Origin of the sequence: Lyngbya sp. CCY1209 (genome assembly GCF_035615495.1) — a bacterium.
Lineage (GTDB): Bacteria > Cyanobacteriota > Cyanobacteriia > Cyanobacteriales > Microcoleaceae > Limnospira.
The window spans coordinates 1-19,678 of record NZ_JAJENU010000545.1; the positions used below are offsets into that span (position 1 = coordinate 1).

A 19,678-nucleotide genomic window follows, 5' to 3' on the forward strand; every position below is an offset into this window, starting at 1 on the left:
GTACTGCGGTTGAAAACTATAACATCGCTTCCCGGTTCAAAATCGGCGATCGCATCTTGTTGCCCTTCCCCCACCTGTTGCGGAGATAGATAGGCGAAGGTATCCCGTCCTTCTCCCCCTTGCAGGGTATCATTTCCCTGATCTCCGGATAGGAAATCATCTCCACTTTCACCGGAGAGAAAATCGACACCCAATCCGCCATATAAAAAATCGATACCTGAGCCACCGAATAACTGGTCGTCGCCCGATTCTCCAAAGAGAGAATCGTTGTCCGCCCCGCCATACATCAGATCGTTTCCGATTTCCCCACGCAGCACGTCGTCGCCCTGATTTCCAAATAGGGAATCATCCCCTTCACCCCCCAGCAAAAATTCGTTGCCTTCTCCTCCAATGAGAGAATCATTGCCGCCAAAACCGCTGATCGTTTCGACGGAAATAATCTCGACAAATACACTCGCCAAATCCGAGTTCGTCCCGTCGCTGGCGGTGTAGAGAAAACTGCCCCGGCTGGGGGCGGGGATGGTGGGGGTAAATCTAATCGTCGTGTTATTGATAACTTCAGCTTCGCCACCGCTAATATTGCTGATATCCGCGACGAACAACCCCCCGGTGGGACTGTCATTGTCGAGGACGGAAATATCGACCGGTTGAGGTGCGGTGGCGGAAAGGGAGTCGTTTTCTTCCGTACCGTTGATGAAATTGGGTGTGGTTGCAGTGAACGACTCCGCCACCACCTCGGACAATTCGGGGATCTTCACGTCAACGGGATTGACGAGGAAAATTCGCTCCGGCGAAAGCTCTGGAATGTTGCCGTTTTCATCCGGTTCAAATTGGGCGATCGCGATCGCTTCCCCATCCCCGGAGCCGTCGAAATCGTACTCCAAAATACCGCTCAAATTGTCGTAAATCAGAACCGGAATGTCGGCGGGTAAGGAGTCGCCGGCGGTGAAAAATTGCCCCAGGTTCAGGGTTTGAGTTTCCAAGGAGACGGCCGATAACCCAAATCCTCCCGTTCCGTCCTCTGCCACAGGTTCGGAGTTGAAGACCAACACATCTTCGGCGGGGTTAAAATCGAGGATGCGATCGGGTACAGTGCCCCCATCCTTGGGAGACAGGTAAGTAAAACTATCCTCTCCTTCCCCACCCTGGAGCGTATCGACTCCACCATCCCCCACCAGGGAATCGTTGCCGACATCTCCGAATAGGGAGTCATCGTCTTGACCGCCAAACAGGGAATCGTCCCCCATTCCCCCGAACAGCGTGTCCGGGGCGGCGCCGCCGAGCAACAGGTCGTCATCCTCGCCGCCGGAGAGGGTGTCCGAGTCCTTGTCACCCTGTAAGGTGTCGTTCCCGGCATCCCCGTTCATCACATCCGCCCCGACCCGACCCAAGAGCACATCCTCGCCCTCGCCGCCGTTCATGGTGTCGTTGCCGATACCGCCATCGAGGGTGTCGTCGCCGATACCGCCTTCTAAGGAGTCATCTCCACTGCCACCGAAGAGGATATCGTCATCCGCCCCACCCAAAATCAGATCCCCGTCGCCATCTCCGAACAGGGAGTCCGAACCCGAACCGCCGTCGAGGGTATCGTTTCCCGTCAGGCCCCGGATCGAGTCGTTGTCCGGACCGCCGTCGAGGGTTTCGGCGCCGCGGGTTCCGGAGAGGGTATCATTTCCGCCCAAACCCGCGATCGCCCCTACTTCGGGGACGGTGACGGTGGCGGTCGAAAATGCGGTCTGGTTATTAAAACGGACTGTATAATCAAAGCGGCCCTCACCGGAGGCGATCGTGGAGACAAACTCGATGGCGGTGCCCCCCTCCAGAATCGTCGCGTCTCCGTTATTCTGGCCGCTGACACCGGCAAATCTGACACCGGCTTCTATACTGTCGCCGGGAAGGGAGACGATCGCCGATCGCGTGGCGGCATCGATGAAATCAGGCTGATCCGTCCCTTCCAGATTTTCCGGAGTCTCGGCGGCGAGGGGTTCGGCAACCAGCAACGGATCGACGGAGATGCGGAGATCGTCGATCGCCAATTCCGTGGCCCGGGAACCGATTTGAATCGTCGCGGCATCGGCGGGGAGGGAAATGCTGAACGGTGAAAAGACGTTAAACGTCCTCCCGGCGGTACTCGATAGGGTGGCAGTTCCCAAAGAATTCCCATCGCCATCCAAGATTTTTACCGAGTGTTCCACATTGGGGGAGGTATAGTTAAACGAGAGTCTCCCCCCGGCGATCCCTTCCGGCGCCAATTCCCGGATATCCAGCGTAAAATTGCTGCCCTCCGCGTAAGACAAGACGGTAGTTCCGGGCGTCGGAGCGATCGCCGGGAACAGGCCTTCCCCCCCCGCGTCCACACTGACCAGAGCGATCGCGTTTCGGAATTCCACGCCTTGTTCCGTTCCGATCGCGGCAAAGTTATTTCCTCGGAAGTTTTCAAAATCAAAAAATGCTGTTGCCATTTTTCATGCCCAATGCAGAATTATTTTGGGGAAGTGCAATCCGGAGATTCGGGGGTTTAATTGTCAAGATTTTTAAAATTTTGTTAAGTTTTTGCCGAATTCCGATCGCCGCCATCGAACCCCTCGGCACGACCGTTTATCTCTCCCCGCCATCCCCCCACTGGTCGGGCCTCGCGTCCGAAATTGCCCGGTCGAAAACCCGCCGACGATTTGGGGAATCTACCATCCCACTCCCTGGAATGGGTTCCATCATAAATCGAGCCAGCCGGAGATGTTATTTTTTAAAAAAAACTTTATGTTCGGTCTTCTGTTGGGCCGCGAGTCCGTCGCGGCCCGCACCCCTCTCGTCCGCCGTGCTATTTCATTGTTCCCCGAAACATAGCCGGAATATCCGGCCCTTAATAATTGACAATTAATCATTAATAATTTAAAATTTACTTTGGTTGTTCTCGTCACCCCCAACAACGGGCGACCTCCCCTTTTTCAACCGAAAATGAAACGACCCCGCGCCGCCTGCCGGGGAAAAGCAACCGTCCGTCAAATGGCGGTCGGGTCATCCGTAAAAATCGGGTTGATTTTTTTAAATCCAATAGTTTTGCATCGACTTTTCGTCGGATTAAATGGATATCGGCATCGATTTAAAGTTACACTTACAGAGTGAAACATCAAAAATCTTTTGAATCGATCAATCAGATTAAATGTTCGCAAACCCACCGGCGTTTAGCCCCGACGAACTCAAAGCGGCAATTATCCGAGAACCGTTGGTCGTGTCGCCGACGGCGACGGTGATGGACGCGATCGCCCGGATGAGTGAAATTCGGGCCAGTTGTCCCACCGCTTCCCGAAGTAGCGGCCCCCTCGATGAAGCCCACCTCGAAGCGCGGTCGAGCTGCGTGTTGGTGGTTGAAGGCGGGCGCCTGCTGGGGATTTTGACAGAGCGGGACGTGGTGCGGCTGAGTACCCGCGGCGAATCCCTGGGGGAAGTGACGGTGGGGGAGGCGATGAGTACCGCCGTCGTCAGCCTGCGGGAGTCGGAATTCGACGATTTTTTTGCCGCCGTGGAACTGCTCCGCAAACACCGGATTCGCCACCTGCCCATCCTCGACGATCGCGATCGCGTGGCGGGTTTGCTCACCCACGAGAGCCTGCGGCAGGCCATCCGCCCTGCGGACCTGCTGCGGTTGCGGACCGTCGCCGAAGTGATGACCCCGGAGGTGGTGTCGGCCAGCCCAGACGCCGACCTGCTCGAAATCGCCCGCCTGATGGCCGCTCGCCCGGTCAGTTGCGTAGTGTTAGCCACCACCGGAACCGCCACCGGCCCCATTCCCGTCGGCATCCTCACCGAGCGCGATCTGGTGCAGTTCCAAGCCCTGGGTTTGGACTTGGAAACCAGTCGGGCGCGGCAGGTGATGAGTACCCCCATTTTCTCCGTGCGGCCGGAAGATACCCTGTGGGCGGTGCAAGAGATGATGAACTCGCGGCACATCCGGCGGGTGGTGGTGACGGGCCCGGAGGGTCAATTGCTGGGGATCGTCACCCAGAGCAGTTTGTTGCGAGTCCTCAATCCCCTGGAACTTTACAAACTCGCCGAAGTTTTGGAACAGAAAGTCTTTCAACTCGAAATTGAAAAAGTCCAACTCTTAGAAAATCAAGCCACCCGACTGGAACGGGAGATCCGAGAGCGAACCGCCGCCCTCGAACAATCCCGGCGGCGGGAGCAACTGGTCTTCGAGATCACCACCGAAATCCGCTCCTCCCTGAGCCTGCCAGACATCCTCGATCGCACCGCCGACCGAGTCCGCGACCTCCTGAAGTGCGATCGCATCGCCCTGTACCAATTCGCCCCGGACTGGGGCGGAAAAATCGTGGCCGAATCCGTCGCCGAACCCTGCAAGCCTTGCCTGCACGAGCAAATCGAGGAGACTTGCTTTCGGGAACGTGGCATCGACGCCTACCAAAACGGGCGCATTTTCGCCTGCAACGACATTTATCAAGCCGGACTGACCGAGTGCCACCTGCAACTGCTGGAGCGATTCCAGGTGCGGGCCAACTTGGTGGTTCCGGTCGTGCTGTCTCCCCCCGGCGGAGCAGTGGCCGAACCGCCCCGACTGTGGGGACTCTTCGTCATCCACCAGTGTTCGGGACCCCGAGACTGGTCGGAAGAAGAGATCCAGATGATGCGACAGTTGGCCGCCCAGGTCGCGATCGCCATACTTCAGGCCACCGCCCACGAAGCCCTGGAAACCGAACTCCGGGAGCGGCGGGAGGCCGAGCGCCGCCTCGAAGAGAGCGAACAGCGCTACGCCACCCTCACCGACCTCGTATCCGTGGGGATTTTCCGCACCGATATAGAGGGAAACTGCATCTACGCCAACGGCCGCTACTGCCAGATCGCCGGAGTCGCCCCCGCCGAAGTCATCGGCAATCCCTGGCACGATTCCCTGCACCCGGACGACCGCTCCCGCGTCCTCGCCGTCTGGGAAAATACGGTTCAAACCGAGTCCCCCTTCGAGGAAGAATACCGCCTGCAAAAACCCGACAGCAGCGCCATCTGGGTGTTCGGGCAGGTCGTCCCCGAACTCGACGACGCCGATCGCCTCATCGGGTACATCGGCACCATCGCGGATATCGGCGATCGCAAACAGGCCGAACTCACCCTGCAGGACCTCAACCAATCCCTGGAAACCCAAGTCCGACGGCGCACCCGAGAACTGCAAGAAATTAGCAGCTTACAGAAAGCGATCCTGGACGGGACGGACTACGCGCTCATCTCCACCGACACCGACGGCACCATCCTCACCTTCAACGCCGGCGCCGAACGGATGCTGGGATATCGCGCCGAAGAAGTGGTGAACCGGATGACGCCGGAACCGTTCCACGACCGCGAAGAAATCCGCTCCTGCGCCGCGAAACGGTCCGCCGAACTGGGGCGGGAGATTTCCCCCGGCTTTGAAGTCTTCACCGTCGAGCCCCGGCTCGGCGCCAACGAGGGCCAGTGGACCTACATCCGCAAAGACGGCACCCGCTTTCCGGTGTCGCTCTCCGTCACCGCCCTGCGGGACGAGCGGGGGGAGGTGAGCGGATTCCTGGGGGTCGCCCGGGACATCACCGACCGCAAGCGGGCCGAGTCAGACCGCCGGGAACTCCTGCGGAAACTCTCGGACTTCCATCGAGCCCTCGACGAATCCGCGATCGTCGCCATCACCGACCCCAAGGGCATCATCACCTACGCCAACGATCGCTTCTGCGAAATTTCCGGCTACTCCCGCCCGGAACTGCTCGGCAACACCCACCGCCTCCTCAACTCCGGATACCACCCCCCCGAGTTTTTCCGGGACCTGTGGCAGACCATTTCCGGCGGCCAAATTTGGCGGGGGGAAATCCGCAACCGCGCCAAAGACGGCCGAATCTACTGGACCGGGAGCACCATCGTCCCCTTTTTGGACTCCCGAGGGCGGGTGTTTCAGCACCTCGCCATCCGCTTCGACATCACCGCCCGCAAACGGGCCGAAACCGACCTGCAACGCAACAACGCCCTGCTGCAGACCATCGGCCGGGCCCAGGCCCAATTCATCACCGCCGGCAACCGCCTCACCATCTTTGAAGACTTGCTCGAAGGGTTGCTGGAGTTGACCGACAGCGAATATGGCTTCATCGGCGAGGTGCTGTTCCGGGAAAACGGAGGGGCGACGATGGAAGAAAGTTTCATGAAAATCCGGGGCGTCCCCTACCTGAAAACCCACAGCATCACCAACATCGCCTGGGACGAAGCCACCCGGAAATTCTACGAAGACAACTACGAAAAAGGCATGGAATTTGACAACCTGAACAGCCTGTTCGGGGCAGTGATTTTGACCGGGGAACCCGTCATCGCCAACAGCCCCCGCACAGACCCCAGGCGGGGGGGGACTCCGGACGGGCACCCGCCCCTGAACGCCTTTTTGGGCCTGCCCTTTTTCAGCGGCTCCGACCTGGTGGGGATGGTGGGCATCGCCAACCGCCCGGGGGGTTACGACGGGGCGATGGTGGAATACCTGCAGCCCGTTTTGGTCACTTGCAGCAACTTGATCGAAGGATACCGCCTCGACCGCCGCCGGCGGGAAGCCGAAGCCGCCCGGCTGGCCGCCGAACGGCAGGCCGCCAAGCAGTTGGCCAGCATCGAGGTGGCGGTGGACGGCATCGCCATCCTCGACGGCGAGATTTATCAGTATTTGAACCCGGCCCACGGGTCGATGTTCGGCTACGATTCCAGCGAACTCCTCGGCAAAAGCTGGCGACAACTCTACTCCCCCGAGGAACTGCGGCGGTTCGAGGAAGAGGTGTTCCCGGTGCTGATGCGCGATCGCACCTGGAAGGGGGAGGCGACCGCCACCCGCAAAGACGGCAGCACCTTCGCCGAAGACCTCTCCCTCACCCTCACCGAGGACAACCTGCTCATCTGCGTCTGCCGGGATGTCAGCGATCGCAAGGAAACCGAAGCCCGACTCCGCAAAACCAACGAAGAACTCCAGCGGGCCACCCGCCTCAAGGACGAGTTCCTCGCCAATATGAGCCACGAACTCCGCACCCCCCTCAACGCCATTTTGGGCATGACCGAGGGTTTGCAAGAGGAAGTGTTCGGCCCCCTGAACGACAGCCAAAAAAAGAGCCTGAAAACCGTCGAAGGCAGCGCCCACCACCTCCTGGAACTGATCAACGACATCCTCGACCTGGCCAAAATCGAGGCCGGACAGATGGAACTCGATCGCGCCCCCACCGCGATCGAACCCCTGTGCCGCGCCAGCCTCACCTTCGTCAGGCAGCAGGCCCACAAAAAAGGCATCCGCCTCGACGTACAGATCCCCCCCGGCCTGCCCGATCTGGTCATCGACGAGCGCCGCATCCGCCAGGTGCTCATCAACCTGCTCAACAACGCCGTCAAATTCACCCCCGACCGCGGCACCGTCACCCTGAGAGTGAGTTGGGAAAACACTTCCAAGACCCCCGGCGCGGTCCGCTTCGTTGTCGCCGACACCGGCATCGGCATTTCCCCGGAACACCTGGAAAAACTCTTCAAACCTTTCACCCAGATCGACAGCGCCCTCAACCGCCAGTACGAGGGGACCGGGTTGGGGCTGTCCCTGGTGAAACGGATCGTGGAACTGCACGGCGGCGACGTCTCCGTCGCCAGCGACATGGGGAAGGGATCGCGGTTCAGTGTCCACCTCCCCTGCGACGACATTTTGATGCGAGTCCCCAAACTGCCCGCTTCCGGACCGCCGGAGTCCCTCAATTCCCCGGATGAAATCGCCGCGGCCAACCCCCGGATTTTGCTGGCTGAAGACAACGAGGCCAACACCCTCACCCTTTCGAGTTATTTACAGGCCAAAGGCTACCGGGTGACGGTCGCCAAGGACGGGGAAGAGGCCATCCGCGCCGTGGAGGCGGAATGCCCCGATTTGATTTTGATGGACATTCAAATGCCGAAAATGGACGGTTTGGAGGCGATCCGCCGCATCCGCAATCACCCGAATTTCGCCGGGGTGCCCATCGTCGCCTTGACGGCTTTGGCGATGGACGGCGATCGCGAAAAATGTCTGGCAGCCGGCGCCGATGAGTATTTACCCAAACCCGTCAAACTCAAACAATTGACCGCCATGATTCAAGATTTTTTGGGGTTATAATTGACTTGCGCTTCGACCCGCTCAAACCTATTGGGTCCGTTCATCAGTTTGAGTCCAAAAAATGCCTTTTCTCACCGAATTAAAGCTGGAGTCGGTCATCATTCGCGATCTCTTGCAGATCGCCCCGACAACCCCGGTCGGAGACGCCCTCCGACAAATGGCTGGCCTCGCCCCGCCCCGCCCTGCCCCGACGCCCGCGAGCTGCGCGTTGGTGGTGGAAAATGGCCGGCTGCTGGGCATTTTGACCGAGGGAGATTTGCCCGCCCTCTACACGACGTATAATGACAACCTCGATACCCTGCCGATTTCCGAGGTGATGAAACCCGCCGCCGTCACCCTGCGGGAGTCGGACTGTGCGGACTCCACTTCTGTCATCACCCTGATGCAGCGGTACGGCGTCCGCCACCTGCCCCTTCTCGACGATCGCGATCGCCCGGTGGGATTGCTCACCCGCGATCGCCTCTGGCAACACCTCCACCCCCACTCCCGCAACGGCGCGGAACCCCCGCCACCGCCCGCCGAAGACCCCCGGCGGGCGGACAACCTCCGCCGGGAACTGCAATTGCTCGAAAATATTCTCGACATCATTTTGGCCGGCTATTGGGATTGGGACATCCCCAACCACCGGGAATATCTGAGTCCGGGTTTCAAGCGGATGTTCGGCTACGAAGACCACGAACTCCCCAACAGCCCCGACACCTGGCAAAAGCTGATTTTTCCGGAAGATTTGCCCGGAATGTTCGAGAGTTTCGACCGCCATGTCCGCAGCCGGGGGGAAATTCCCTTTTACAACGAGGTCCGATATCGTCACAAGGATGGATCGACGGTGTGGGTGATCTGTTCCGGGCGGGCGATCGAGTGGGACCCGGCGGGCAACCCCCTGCGGGCGATCGGCTGTCACATCGACATCACCGACCGCAAACGAACCGAAGAACAACTCAAAAAAAGCCAAGCCCACCTGCAGGCGGCCCAGCGCATCGCCAAGCTGGGCAGTTGGGAATTCGACATTGCCACCGAGTCAGTTTTCTGGTCCGAGGAGGTGTTCCAGATTTTCCGACTCGACCCGGCCTCCGGAGCCCCCACCTACGAGGAAGTGCTCCAACTCTACCACCCTGACGATCGCGACTACCACCGCCGCGTTGTCGCCACAGCTCTGGAGAACCGCCAACCCTACGACCTCGAATGTCGCATCCCCCACCCTGACGGCAGTTTGAGTTACATCCAAGCCCGGGGCGAGCCGGTTTTCGACGATCGCGGCCGGGTGGCCCAGCTCGTCGGCACGATTTTGGACATCACTGACCGCAAGCGGGCTGAAATGAAGCTGCTGCAAGCCACCGCCCAACTCGAAGCCTCCAACCGGGAGTTGGAAGCCTTTGCCTACTCCGTCTCCCACGACCTGCGGGCACCGCTGCGGGCGATCGACGGTTTCAGCCAGGCGATTTTGGAGGACTACGGCGACCAATTTGACGAAGGTTGCCGGGATTATTTCCATCGCATCCGGCGCAATATTAACCGCATGGGACAGTTGATCGACGACCTGCTGCGCCTGTCGAGGGTGTCGCGATCGCCGGTGAATTACCATCCGGTCAACCTCAGTGAAATGGTATCCGAAATCGCCGCCGATCTGGCGGAGTCGGAACCCGATCGCGACGTGGAATTTGCCGTCGCCCCCGATGTCACCGTCGAGGCTGACCCGACTTTGATGGGCGTCGTCCTCAACAATTTACTGCACAACGCCTGGAAATTTACCCGCCACACGTCCCGGGCGCGGATCGAGTTCGGCCTGGGGGTGATGGAGGGAAAACTGACTTGTTTTATCGGGGATAATGGCGCGGGTTTTGACATGAAATATGCCCCGATGTTATTTGGTGTCTTTCAACGCCTGCACGACGCCGAAGAATTTCCCGGAACCGGCATCGGCTTGGCGATCGTCCAGCGGGCTATCCACCGCCACGGCGGAAAAGTTTGGGCTGAAGGAGCCGTCGGAAAGGGGGCGACATTTTACTTTACCTTGCCCGGAATTGAGACTCACGCAGATGGGGGAGAAAAATTAACAATTAAAAATTAACAATTAACAATGATAAATTATGGCAGTCAGCGCTGGATTCGTCACAGACCTGAATTGTAAAAACGCTCGCTCCGACTCCCAACTCCCGACTCCCGACTCCCTTTTCCCGAATCTGTAACCACACGATCGCCCAGGGCTATATCAATGGCGATCGCCAGGATGGTCGGGATATCTGAAAAAACCGAAACTGCTTTTCGCCGGTTCGGTTGGCTTTTTCTGAAAGCTGAAAGCTGACGGCTGATTGCTATCAAAAATTTTCCGTATTTTGATTAAGATTGGGGTTGACTTTGGGTGGATTTTTTCGTAAAATTGTGGGGAATAGATCGGGCGGTAGTCGGGTGTTGAATTGACTTCCCGAATCTCAGCCGTCGTCTCGAAAAGTTGGACTCATGATACCGTGTCGATCTATTACAATTGACTCGCAAACCCCCGTCGATGACATCTCAACCCCGAAAAATACTGTTGGTCGAGGATAACCCGGACGACGAACGGCTGACGATCCGATCGCTCCGCAAATGTCAGGTCAACCCCGAAATTCTGGTGGCGCGGAACGGAGAAGAGGCCCTGGCTTTGCTGGGCGATCTGGAGGCCCTCCCACAGGTCGTCCTCCTCGACTTAAAATTGCCCAAAATCGACGGGCTGGGGGTGCTCCGACAGATCCGGACTCAAGGGCGCACCCGCCGCCTGCCCGTCGTCGTCTTCACGTCTTCGAGCGAAGACGAAGACATCGCGGAGAGTTACGACCTCGGCGCCAACGCCTACGTGCAAAAACCCGTCGAATTTGATCGCTTCGCCGAAGCAGTCCGCCATCTGGGATTGTTTTGGATCTCGATCAACGAACCCTCACCCGAAAGACTTTAACCGATGAGCGAACCCATCCGCCTGTTAATTGTCGAAGATGTCGAAGACGACGCGATCTTGCTCGTGCGGGAACTCCGCCGGGGCGGATTTGAAGTGACCTGGGAGCGGGTTCAGACCGCCGAGGCGCTCCGAGACGCCCTGGAGGAGTCTTCCTGGGATGCGATCGTCTCCGACTACCGGATGCCGGGATTCGACGCCCCCGCCGCCCTGTCCGTCCTCAAAGAAAGCGGCCTCGACCTCCCCTTCATCGTCGTGTCGGGAACCATCGGCGACACCTCAGCCGTGGAGTTGATGAAAGCCGGCGCCCACGATTTTTTGATCAAAGGAAAGTTGGCCCGTTTGCCAGAGGTCCTGCGGCGGGAACTGCGGGAGGCGGAAAATCGGGCCGCCACCTTGCGGGCCGATCGAGAACTGCGGCGCACCCGGGAACGCCTGGAACTGGCCTTGGAGGGGGCGGCGATCGGGACCTGGGATTGGGACATCCGTACCGGGGCGGTGCAGATCGACGATCGCTATGCGGAGATCCTCGGCCGCACCCGGAAAGACTTGGAACCCATGTCCGTCGAGACATTCCGGGAACAGACCCACCCCGAAGACCTGCCGGGACTCTTCAAGCAACTCGACTCCCACTTCCGGGGCGAAACCCCCCGGCACGAATGGGAATTTCGGATGCGCCACCGCTCGGGACGGTGGGTCTGGGTTCTGGCTCGGGGCAAAGTGGTGGAGCGGGACGCCGGTGGCAAACCCCTGCGGATGGCCGGAACCCACCTGGACATCACCGACCGCAAACAGGCCGAGCGGGAGTCCCAACTGCAAAATGCCATCTTGGAGCGGATCGCCCGGCTGGACCCCCTGCCGGACATCCTCGATGCCCTGGTGCGGGCGGTGGAAACCCAATTCGAGGGGGGGATCGGCTCGATCCTACTGTGCGATCGCTCCGGAAAATTGCGCCACGGGGCCGCGCCCAACCTGCCCGACCCCTACTCAAAAGCCCTCGACGGTTTGCTCGTCGGCCCCCAGGCCGGTTCCTGCGGCACGGCGGCCTTCTGCCGGGAAATCGTCATCGTCGCCGACATCTCCGGCGACCCCCTCTGGCAGGACTTCCGGCATCTCGCCCTCGAACACGGGCTGCAGGCCTGCTGGTCCGCCCCGGCGATCGGCGGCAACGGCGAGGTGCTCGCGACCTTCGCCGTCTATTTCAAAGAATGCCGCACCCCCCAACGGCGGGATTTGGAGATCCTCACCCGCGCCGCCGACATCGCCAAAATCGCCATCGAGCGCGACCGGGCCGAAACCGCCCTCGCCAAACGCGATCGCTACCTGGGAGCCCTGGTGGACGTGCAGCGCCAGCTTTTGGTGTCCCAAAAAATCGACCGCCACCTCTACCGCCACATCTTGAACCTGTTGGGGGCGGTGACGGAGGCCGATCGCATCTACATTTTTGAAAACCACGCCGACGAAACCGGGCAGTTGCTGATGAGCCAGCGGGCCGAATGGTGCGCCCCCGGCATCACCCCCGAAATCGACAACCGGGCGCTGCAAAATCTCAGCTACCGGGAGAACTTTCCCCGCTGGGAAGAACTCCTGAAAGTCGGGGGGATCGTCAACGGCGACGTCGCCGACTTCCCCGAGTCGGAACGGCGGATTTTGGAGCCGCAGGGCATCCGCTCCATCCTGATCTTCCCCCTGATTGTCAACCGGGAGTTTTTCGGCCTCGTCGGGTTCGACAACTGCCGCTCGGTGAAACGGTGGGACGCCCTGGAAATCGGGCTGTTGAACGCCGCCGCCGCCGCGATCGCCCAGGCCAAGGAGCGGGAGCGGGCCGCCGAGTCCCTCGCCGAGTTGAACCGGGAATTGGAGGCCCGGGTATGGGAGCGCACCGCCCAACTGCGGGAGAGCGAAGAGAAGTTGCAGGCGATTCTCAACTTCGCCCCGTCGGTCATTTACGTCAAAGACCTCTCCGGGCGGCACATTTTGGTCAACCGGGCTTTTCTAGAATTATTTAACTGCGCCCCGGAAGACATCATCGGCAAAACCAACCGCGAATTTTATCCCCCCGACATCGCCGAGGGTTTCGAGCAAAACGACCGCGCCGTCCTCGAGGCCCGCCGCTTCCAACAGTGCGAAGAAACCGTCCGCGTCGGCGAAAAGAACTACACCTTCCTCTCCAACAAGTTCGTCCTGTTCGGCCCGGACGGGGAACCCTACGCCATCTGCGGCATCTCCAACGACATCAGCGAGCGTCGAGCTTTCCAGGACGCCCTCGAACGCAGCGAAGCGCGCACCCGCGCCACCCTGATGGCGATCCCGGACTTGGTGTTCCGCCTCGACCGCTCCGGGCGCTACGCGGACATCGCCCCTTCCCCCCGGGTGGGCAACCTCGTCGATCCCGAAACCGCGATCGGGCGGTCGGTCGAGGAACTGCTGCCCCCCGACATCGCCGCCACCTACTTGAGGATCGCCGAAACCGCTCTGGCCACCCAAACCGTCCAGAATTTTGAGTGGGAAATCGAGATCGGCGGGGAACTTCGCCACGAAGAGGTGCGGGTCGCCCCCTGCGGTGAGGACGAAGTGCTGTTTTTGGTGCGCGACGTCGGCTCCGAGAAGCGGGCGTTCAAGGCCCTGCGCCAAAGCGAGGCCCGCTTCGGGCGCCTCGCCGCCAACATCCCCGGAGCGCTGTACCAGTACCTGTTGCGCCCCGACGGCTCCCACGAGTTCATCTACATGAGCGATCGCGCCGCCGAAATTTTCGGACTCGACGTGGAAACCATGCGGCGGGATGCCGACCGGGTGTTCGCCCTGTTCGACCCCGAAGACCGGCGATCGTTGCAGGCCTCCATCGCCCGCTCCGCCGAGACATTGAGCGCCTGGTCCTGGGAAGGGCAATTCACCACGCCGGCGGGGGAACGGAAGTGGATTCAGGGCATTTCCCAGCCAGAGCGGCAGGCCGACGGCGAGACCATCTGGGACGGGGTGATTTTGGACGTGACGGAGCGCAAACACAGGTCGGCTCTGCTGCAGCAGACCGTCGCGGAGCTGGCCCGGGCCACCCGCCTCAAGGACGAGTTTCTCGCCAGCATGAGCCACGAACTCCGCACCCCCCTCAACAGCATTTTGGGGATGTCGGAGGCGCTTCAAGAAGAGATATTCGGGGAGTTGAACGCCGATCAACGGCAGGCGATTTCCACGGTGGATAGCAGCGGCAGGCATCTGTTGTCGCTGATCAACGACATCCTGGATCTCTCCAAGATCGAAGCGGGCAAATTGGAGTTGAACATCGACGAGGTTTCGATCCGGGAGCTTTGCCAGACCGGCCTCACCTTCGTCAGACAGTTGGCCTTCAAAAAACGGATCGCCCTGAGTGCGGACATCCCCGCCGATCTGGAATATGGGGTCATCGAGATCGACAACCGCCGGATGTGCCAGGTGTTGATCAACCTGCTCAGTAACGCGATCAAGTTTACCCCCGACGGCGGCCGGGTGAGTTTGAGCGTCCGCCGGTCGTCGGACGGCCCACGCCGGATTTGTTTTGCGGTGACGGACACGGGGATCGGCATTGCCCCGGAAAACCTGGAAAATCTGTTCCGGCCTTTCGTCCAAATCGACAGCAGCTTGAATCGCCAGTACAGCGGGACGGGACTCGGACTGGCTCTGGTGAAGCAGATCGCTGAACTGCACGGCGGACAAGTCGGCGTCACCAGCGAACTCGGCCGGGGGAGTTGTTTTACGGTCTATCTGCCCTGTCCGGATTCCTTCGCCGAACCCCGTCAGAGCTTCGATGCGGGATCTCCGACTTCCGTTTTGGAAGGCCCGGCGGGAAGTCCGACCCCCCCGGTTCCGAATTCGCGCCGGCCCTCGCCGCTGATTTTGTTGGCTGAGGACAGCGAAGCTAATATTTTTACCCTTTCGAGTTACCTCACCGCCAAGGGCTACCGTCTGATAACGGCCCGCAACGGTCGGGAGGCGGTGTCCATGGCGCGATCGCACTGCCCCGATTTGGTGCTCATGGACATCCAAATGCCCGTCGTGGACGGTTTGGAGGCCACCCGGGAGATCCGCCGCGATCCGGATTTGCGACAACTGCCCGTCGTCGCCCTCACCGCTTTGGCGATGACGAGCGATCGCGAAAAATGTTTGCAGGCGGGGGCCGACGAATATCTCACCAAACCCATCAAACTCAAACAGTTGTCGCACCTGCTCCTCAAACTCCTCGGCGATTTCGGAGTCTGAGGGATTGGGGATTTAGGATTGGGGATTGGGGATTCCCGATTCCCCATTCTAAAGATCTGCCACGCTATCCCACCCCCGTATCTACGAAAGATAGCCGTCCCCCCCCTGCATCTGGCGAACGGGTGGGGGAGGACGGCCCGAAAATGGGATGAAGCGCTCTAGAACATCCGCTTCTTGCGGAAGGCGCGTCTCTGACGCTGGTTGGCGATCGCCTTGCGCTTGCGTTTTTCTGGAGGGGTTTCAAAGTGACGCTTCTTGCGGACATCGGCCAGGATGCCGGCTTTGGACACTTCGCGCTTAAATCGACGCAGGGCGGATTCTAATTGTTCGTTTTCACCCAGAATGACTTGGGTCATGTTGTATCCTTCACCTCTCTAAAATTAATGACGATACGCAAAACATCCCCCTCTCATTCATACAAATGAGATGTCGGAAAGATTCGATTCACAACAGTGTCTTTCTACAAATCACGGCGCCGCGATCGGGGTCAAATGAGTCCGTCGAACCGGCGCTTCGGTAGAATCAAGGCAATGCTCTGCGTTAGGGCATTTATCATTTTACCGCAAGCGCCCCGAATTCGTCTATCTTTCGGAAGGGAGAGAGTCCCGGGATCTACCGGGCCACCCGAGACAGGACTCCGGTGGCGATCGCGAGTATCAGTAGCAGCCAGATGACCGAGCCCGGCAAAAACGCCAGCAGGGTCAGTCCCCGGAGAATCCAAGCCGCCAGGGTCAACCCGGCGAAAGCCCCAAACAAGAGGGAAAAGAAGCGTTTCTGAGAATTGGCAGGTTGGAACACGGACGCCCTCCATTGAGTTGACCTGGGGACGAGTCCCCCACGGCCGATCGCCAATCGAAACCGTGGGGTTCGCCCCCCTCGATCTTAGATCGGGAACGCGGTGAAATCGCCGGCGGTGAGGGCCGTCGCCTGCACCCCTTCCAGAATCGCCAACTGCTGGGAACCCAGGGTCACGACCGCAGAGGTCCCCGCCTGGGTGAAGGTGAGTTGGTCGAAGGTGATGCCGCCACCGAGGGCGATGACATCCACCCCGGACAGGAAATCGGCCACGGTGTCCGTCCCGCCGTCGGCAAACAGGACGAAGCGATCGCTCCCCGCCCCGCCGGAAAGGGAGTCGTCTCCCCCGTCGCCGAACAGCCAGTCGTCCCCGGCGTCGCCTTTGAGGGTGTCGTTGTCCTTTCCGCCGTACAGGGTATCATTATCCTCGCCCCCGCAGAGCTTGTCCTGGCCCTCGTTGGCACTGAGCCAATCGTCGCCCGCCCCGCCGCTGAGGGTGTCCTGGAGGCTGATATTTGGGATGGGGGTGGGGGTGTCGCGATCGCCGAACAGGGTATCGTCCCCTTCTCCGCCGCAAACGTGGTCGTTGCCCAAATCACCATAGAGCAAATCATTTCCGGTCAGACCATAAACGATATCATCTTCCTGGCCGCCGTAAGCGGTATCCTCCCCGTCGCCGCCGACCAAAGTGTCGTTGTTGCGGTTTCCGCTGAGGAAATCGTTCCCGAGGCCACCCCACAGAAGATCCGGACCTTCCGGGGAGGCTTGGTTGGGCTCGTTGGTATCTCCGAAGACGGTATCGTTTCCGTCATCTCCGTAGAGGGTATCAGCACCCAAATCGCCCCACATCCAATCGTCATCCTTACCGCCGTAGGAGAAATCGTCTCCCTTGCCGCCGTAGATGCTATCGTTGCCCGGGCCGCCCTGAATCAGGTCGTTATCGCGATAGCCGTAGAGGACATCCGCGTCCTGCCCGGCCGGGACGGTGAGATTGCCGGGGGTTCCGATAATGGTGTCGTTGCCATTATCTCCGTGCAGGGTGTCGTTCCCCAATTCGCCGTAAATTTCATCGTCATTCTGACCGCCGTAGGCGACATCATTTCCGTCCCCGGCCCGGAGGATGTCGTCGGCTTCGTTGGCGGAGAGGAAATCATTTCCGGGACCCCCGTCGAGGGAATCCTGTCCGAAGAGATCCCGGGGCAACAGGGGATTATCTTGGCCAGCCAGCAGGATGTCGTCGCCCGCGTCGCCTTCGAGGAAATCGTTGCCCAGGTTGCCCTGTAGGAAATCGTTCCCCCCGAAGGCGAGGATAACTTCGTCGGCGTTGCCGCCGATCAAAACGTCATTCAAAGGCGTGCCATTGACGGGAATCAAGCCGGGAGGGGGGATCAATTCGGGGGGAACCGGCAGGGGGACTCCCGTCAAAGCCGGGAGGGGAGGGCAGCTACAGTCATCCGGGCCGTCCTGGCGGGGGATGTCGGTGTCTTCGTCGGGGTCTTCCCGGGGAATCTCGGTCTCCCCCTCTCCGACGTTGACCTCGACTCGCGCGGTGCTGGTGTTGCCGTTTTCATCGGTGACGGTGTACTCGAAGGTGGCCGTACCCGTGAAACCGGGTTCGGGAACGAAGACGATCTCGCCGGTGTCGGGGTTGAAGGTGACGGTGCCGTTGTCGGGATTGCCCACGTCGGTAATCCGTAGCGGGTCGCCGTCCGGGTCGCGATCGTTGCGGAGCAACTCGGAGTCCGGAATGGTCAGCGGCTCGTTTTCCGTCGTGGTTACGGTGTCCGGTTCCGCCACGGGGGGGCGGTTGGGTTCGGCGGGGGGCTGCTCCGGCTCGGTCGGGGGAACCGTGGGTCCGAAGAAGGGGATTTGGGGGATCGGAGGTGCCACGAACGGCTCCACCGTCACCGCGATTTCCGCCCGGTTGGAAATGGCGCCGTCGTCATCTCGGACGGTGTAGGGGGTCGTCACCGTGCCGCTGAAGCCGGTGACGGGGGTGAAGGTGAGGTTGCCCTCCCCATCCACCTCGAACTCACCTTGTAAGGCGATCGCGAAACTGCTGTCCGCCGCCAAGGTGCTCGGATCGAGATCCACCGTCGCCGGATCGATTTGACCGTCGGGGTCGGTGTCGTTGTCGGTGATGTCGAACGTGACCGGCGTATCGAAGGGGGTGCGGGCGCTGTCGTCAACGGCGGTCGGGGCCGCGTTGGCAATTTCGATGGTAATTTCGGCCGGGTTGGAGGTCTCCCCGTCGTCATCCCGCACGGTGTAGGGGACTTTCACGGTGCCTTGGAAACCCAGGGCGGGGTTGAAGGTGACGCGGCCGTTGTCGTCGGCGATTAAGGTGCCGCGATCGCCGAGGGTGAGGGTTTGTTGCAATCCCGGAGTGTCGGGGTCGAGATCGATGGTGGTCGGGTCGATGGTTCCGTCCGGATCGATATCGTTGGCGACGACATTCAGGGCGATCGGCGTGTTAGCAGGGGTTTCGCCGGAGTCATCGAAGGCCGTCGGTGCCTGGTTGGGCAGTGGCAGCGGGATCAAAGCTGCCGTCGCTTCAGCGATAGAGGTGACTCCTTCGTTATCCGTGACGCTGTAGGTGAAGTCCCCGCCGTCGAAGTCTCCCGTGGCTTGGAATCGCAGCAGCATCCCTTGTTCCGGGGTGAGAACCTGACCCACCTCCACGGGTTGCCCGTCGAGGAGCAGGGTGCCGTCCGCCCGGTCGGGGAGACTTTCGATAGTGAAACTGGCGATCGTGCCGTCGGGATCTTCGCCCATCAGGGGGACGGGGGCCGAATCGCCCGGTTGCAGGGAAACGTTGATGTTCTCGGCGATCGGGGGTTCGTTGGGGGGGGGAAGGATCGCGGAAACGGTGCCATCGGCGGCGGATGTCGCCCCTTCATTGTCGGTGACGCTGAAGGTGAAGCCGACGCCGTCGAAGTTGACCGTCGCCTGGAATTGCAGTTGGGAGGCTTCCTCGGGGGTCAGGCTTTGGCCGGCCTCGACGGGTTCCCCGTTCAGCAGCAGCGACCCTTCCGCCCGGTCGGGGAGGCTCTCTAGGCGGAAGCTGACCACTTCGCCGTCACTGTCGCTGCCGGTGAGGGGGACAGGGACGGTGGAGCCGGGGGCGATCGCGACGTTGATGTTGTCGGCGATGGGCGGTTCGTTCACTGAAATCACGCCAACTGTCACCGAGGTGGGGTTGGAAACCTCCCCGTCATTATCCTCGATGGTGTAGATGAAGCTGTCGGTGCCGTTGAAGCCCGGGTCGGGGGTGTAGGTGACATCGCCCGTTTCCGGATCGACAGCAATTTCGCCGTTTTCGGGCGCCGTCGTCACCGTCAGGCTGCCCGGATTGAGGGTTCCGTCCTCATCGATATCGTTCCCCACCACGTCGATGGTGACGGGAGTATCTTCCGGAGTCGTGGCGCGATCGGGGTTGGCGATCGGGGGCAGGTTCTGGGCGGGATTGACCGCCACCTCCACCGTGGTGGTGCTGGTATTTCCCGCCGGGTCGGTGACGACATATTCAAACGTGCCGATACCCGTAAAACCGGGGTCAGGAGTAAAGGTGACTTCTCCGGTTTCCGGGTCGAGGCTGA

8 protein-coding genes are annotated in these 19,678 nt (G+C 60.4%); 4 read left to right on the forward strand and 4 right to left on the reverse strand.

Annotation, left to right across the window (positions count from 1 at the left end; all coding sequences use genetic code 11):
• A partial coding sequence (locus LKE08_RS18620) for a calcium-binding protein (RefSeq protein ID WP_324705752.1) occupies nucleotides 1–2,462 on the reverse strand: 2,462 nt, incomplete at its 3' end.
• A 698-nt stretch (nucleotides 2,463–3,160) separates the two neighbouring features.
• On the opposite strand from LKE08_RS18620, the gene LKE08_RS18625 reads away from it, so the two are divergent.
• The 4 genes from LKE08_RS18625 to LKE08_RS18640 all read left to right on the forward strand — a co-directional run bounded on the left by LKE08_RS18625 (nucleotide 3,161) and on the right by LKE08_RS18640 (nucleotide 15,284).
• Complete coding sequence (locus tag LKE08_RS18625) at nucleotides 3,161–8,125, forward strand: PAS domain S-box protein (protein ID WP_324705753.1); 4,965 nt, start codon at nucleotides 3,161–3,163, stop codon at nucleotides 8,123–8,125.
• A gap of 61 nt (nucleotides 8,126–8,186) precedes the next feature.
• Nucleotides 8,187–10,193, forward strand: a complete 2,007-nt coding sequence (locus LKE08_RS18630) for a PAS domain-containing protein (RefSeq protein WP_324705754.1) — start codon at nucleotides 8,187–8,189, stop codon at nucleotides 10,191–10,193.
• Between the two features lie 435 nt (nucleotides 10,194–10,628).
• On the forward strand, nucleotides 10,629–11,054 hold the full coding sequence (locus LKE08_RS18635) for a response regulator (protein ID WP_324705755.1): 426 nt from the start codon (nucleotides 10,629–10,631) through the stop codon (nucleotides 11,052–11,054).
• Between the two features lie 3 nt (nucleotides 11,055–11,057).
• The gene (locus LKE08_RS18640; protein WP_324705756.1) at nucleotides 11,058–15,284 is read left to right on the forward strand and encodes a response regulator; all 4,227 of its coding nucleotides are present in this window, start codon (nucleotides 11,058–11,060) and stop codon (nucleotides 15,282–15,284) included.
• Between the two features lie 158 nt (nucleotides 15,285–15,442).
• On the opposite strand, the gene rpsU is transcribed toward LKE08_RS18640, so the two are convergent.
• The 3 genes from rpsU to LKE08_RS18655 all read right to left on the reverse strand — a co-directional run.
• The gene (gene rpsU, locus LKE08_RS18645) at nucleotides 15,443–15,640 is read right to left on the reverse strand and encodes a 30S ribosomal protein S21 (protein WP_006616180.1); all 198 of its coding nucleotides are present in this window, start codon (nucleotides 15,638–15,640) and stop codon (nucleotides 15,443–15,445) included.
• A gap of 256 nt (nucleotides 15,641–15,896) precedes the next feature.
• A complete protein-coding gene (locus LKE08_RS18650) occupies nucleotides 15,897–16,082 on the reverse strand; it encodes a hypothetical protein (protein ID WP_324705757.1) in 186 nt (61 codons plus the stop codon).
• An 84-nt stretch (nucleotides 16,083–16,166) separates the two neighbouring features.
• Nucleotides 16,167–19,678 (reverse strand): Ig-like domain-containing protein (locus tag LKE08_RS18655; protein ID WP_324705758.1); only part of this gene is annotated, 3,512 nt, incomplete at its 5' end.

What these genes read in the sequence shown, in the direction of transcription:
- LKE08_RS18630 (WP_324705754.1), top strand. Translation starts at nt 8,187, where the DNA reads ATGCCTTTTCTCACCGAATTAAAGCTGGAGTCGGTCATCATTCGCGAT.
- LKE08_RS18625 (WP_324705753.1), top strand. Translation starts at nt 3,161, where the DNA reads ATGTTCGCAAACCCACCGGCGTTTAGCCCCGACGAACTCAAAGCGGCA.
- LKE08_RS18640 (WP_324705756.1), top strand. Translation starts at nt 11,058, where the DNA reads ATGAGCGAACCCATCCGCCTGTTAATTGTCGAAGATGTCGAAGACGAC.
- LKE08_RS18635 (WP_324705755.1), top strand. Translation starts at nt 10,629, where the DNA reads ATGACATCTCAACCCCGAAAAATACTGTTGGTCGAGGATAACCCGGAC.
- rpsU (WP_006616180.1), bottom strand. Translation starts at nt 15,640, where the DNA reads ATGACCCAAGTCATTCTGGGTGAAAACGAACAATTAGAATCCGCCCTG.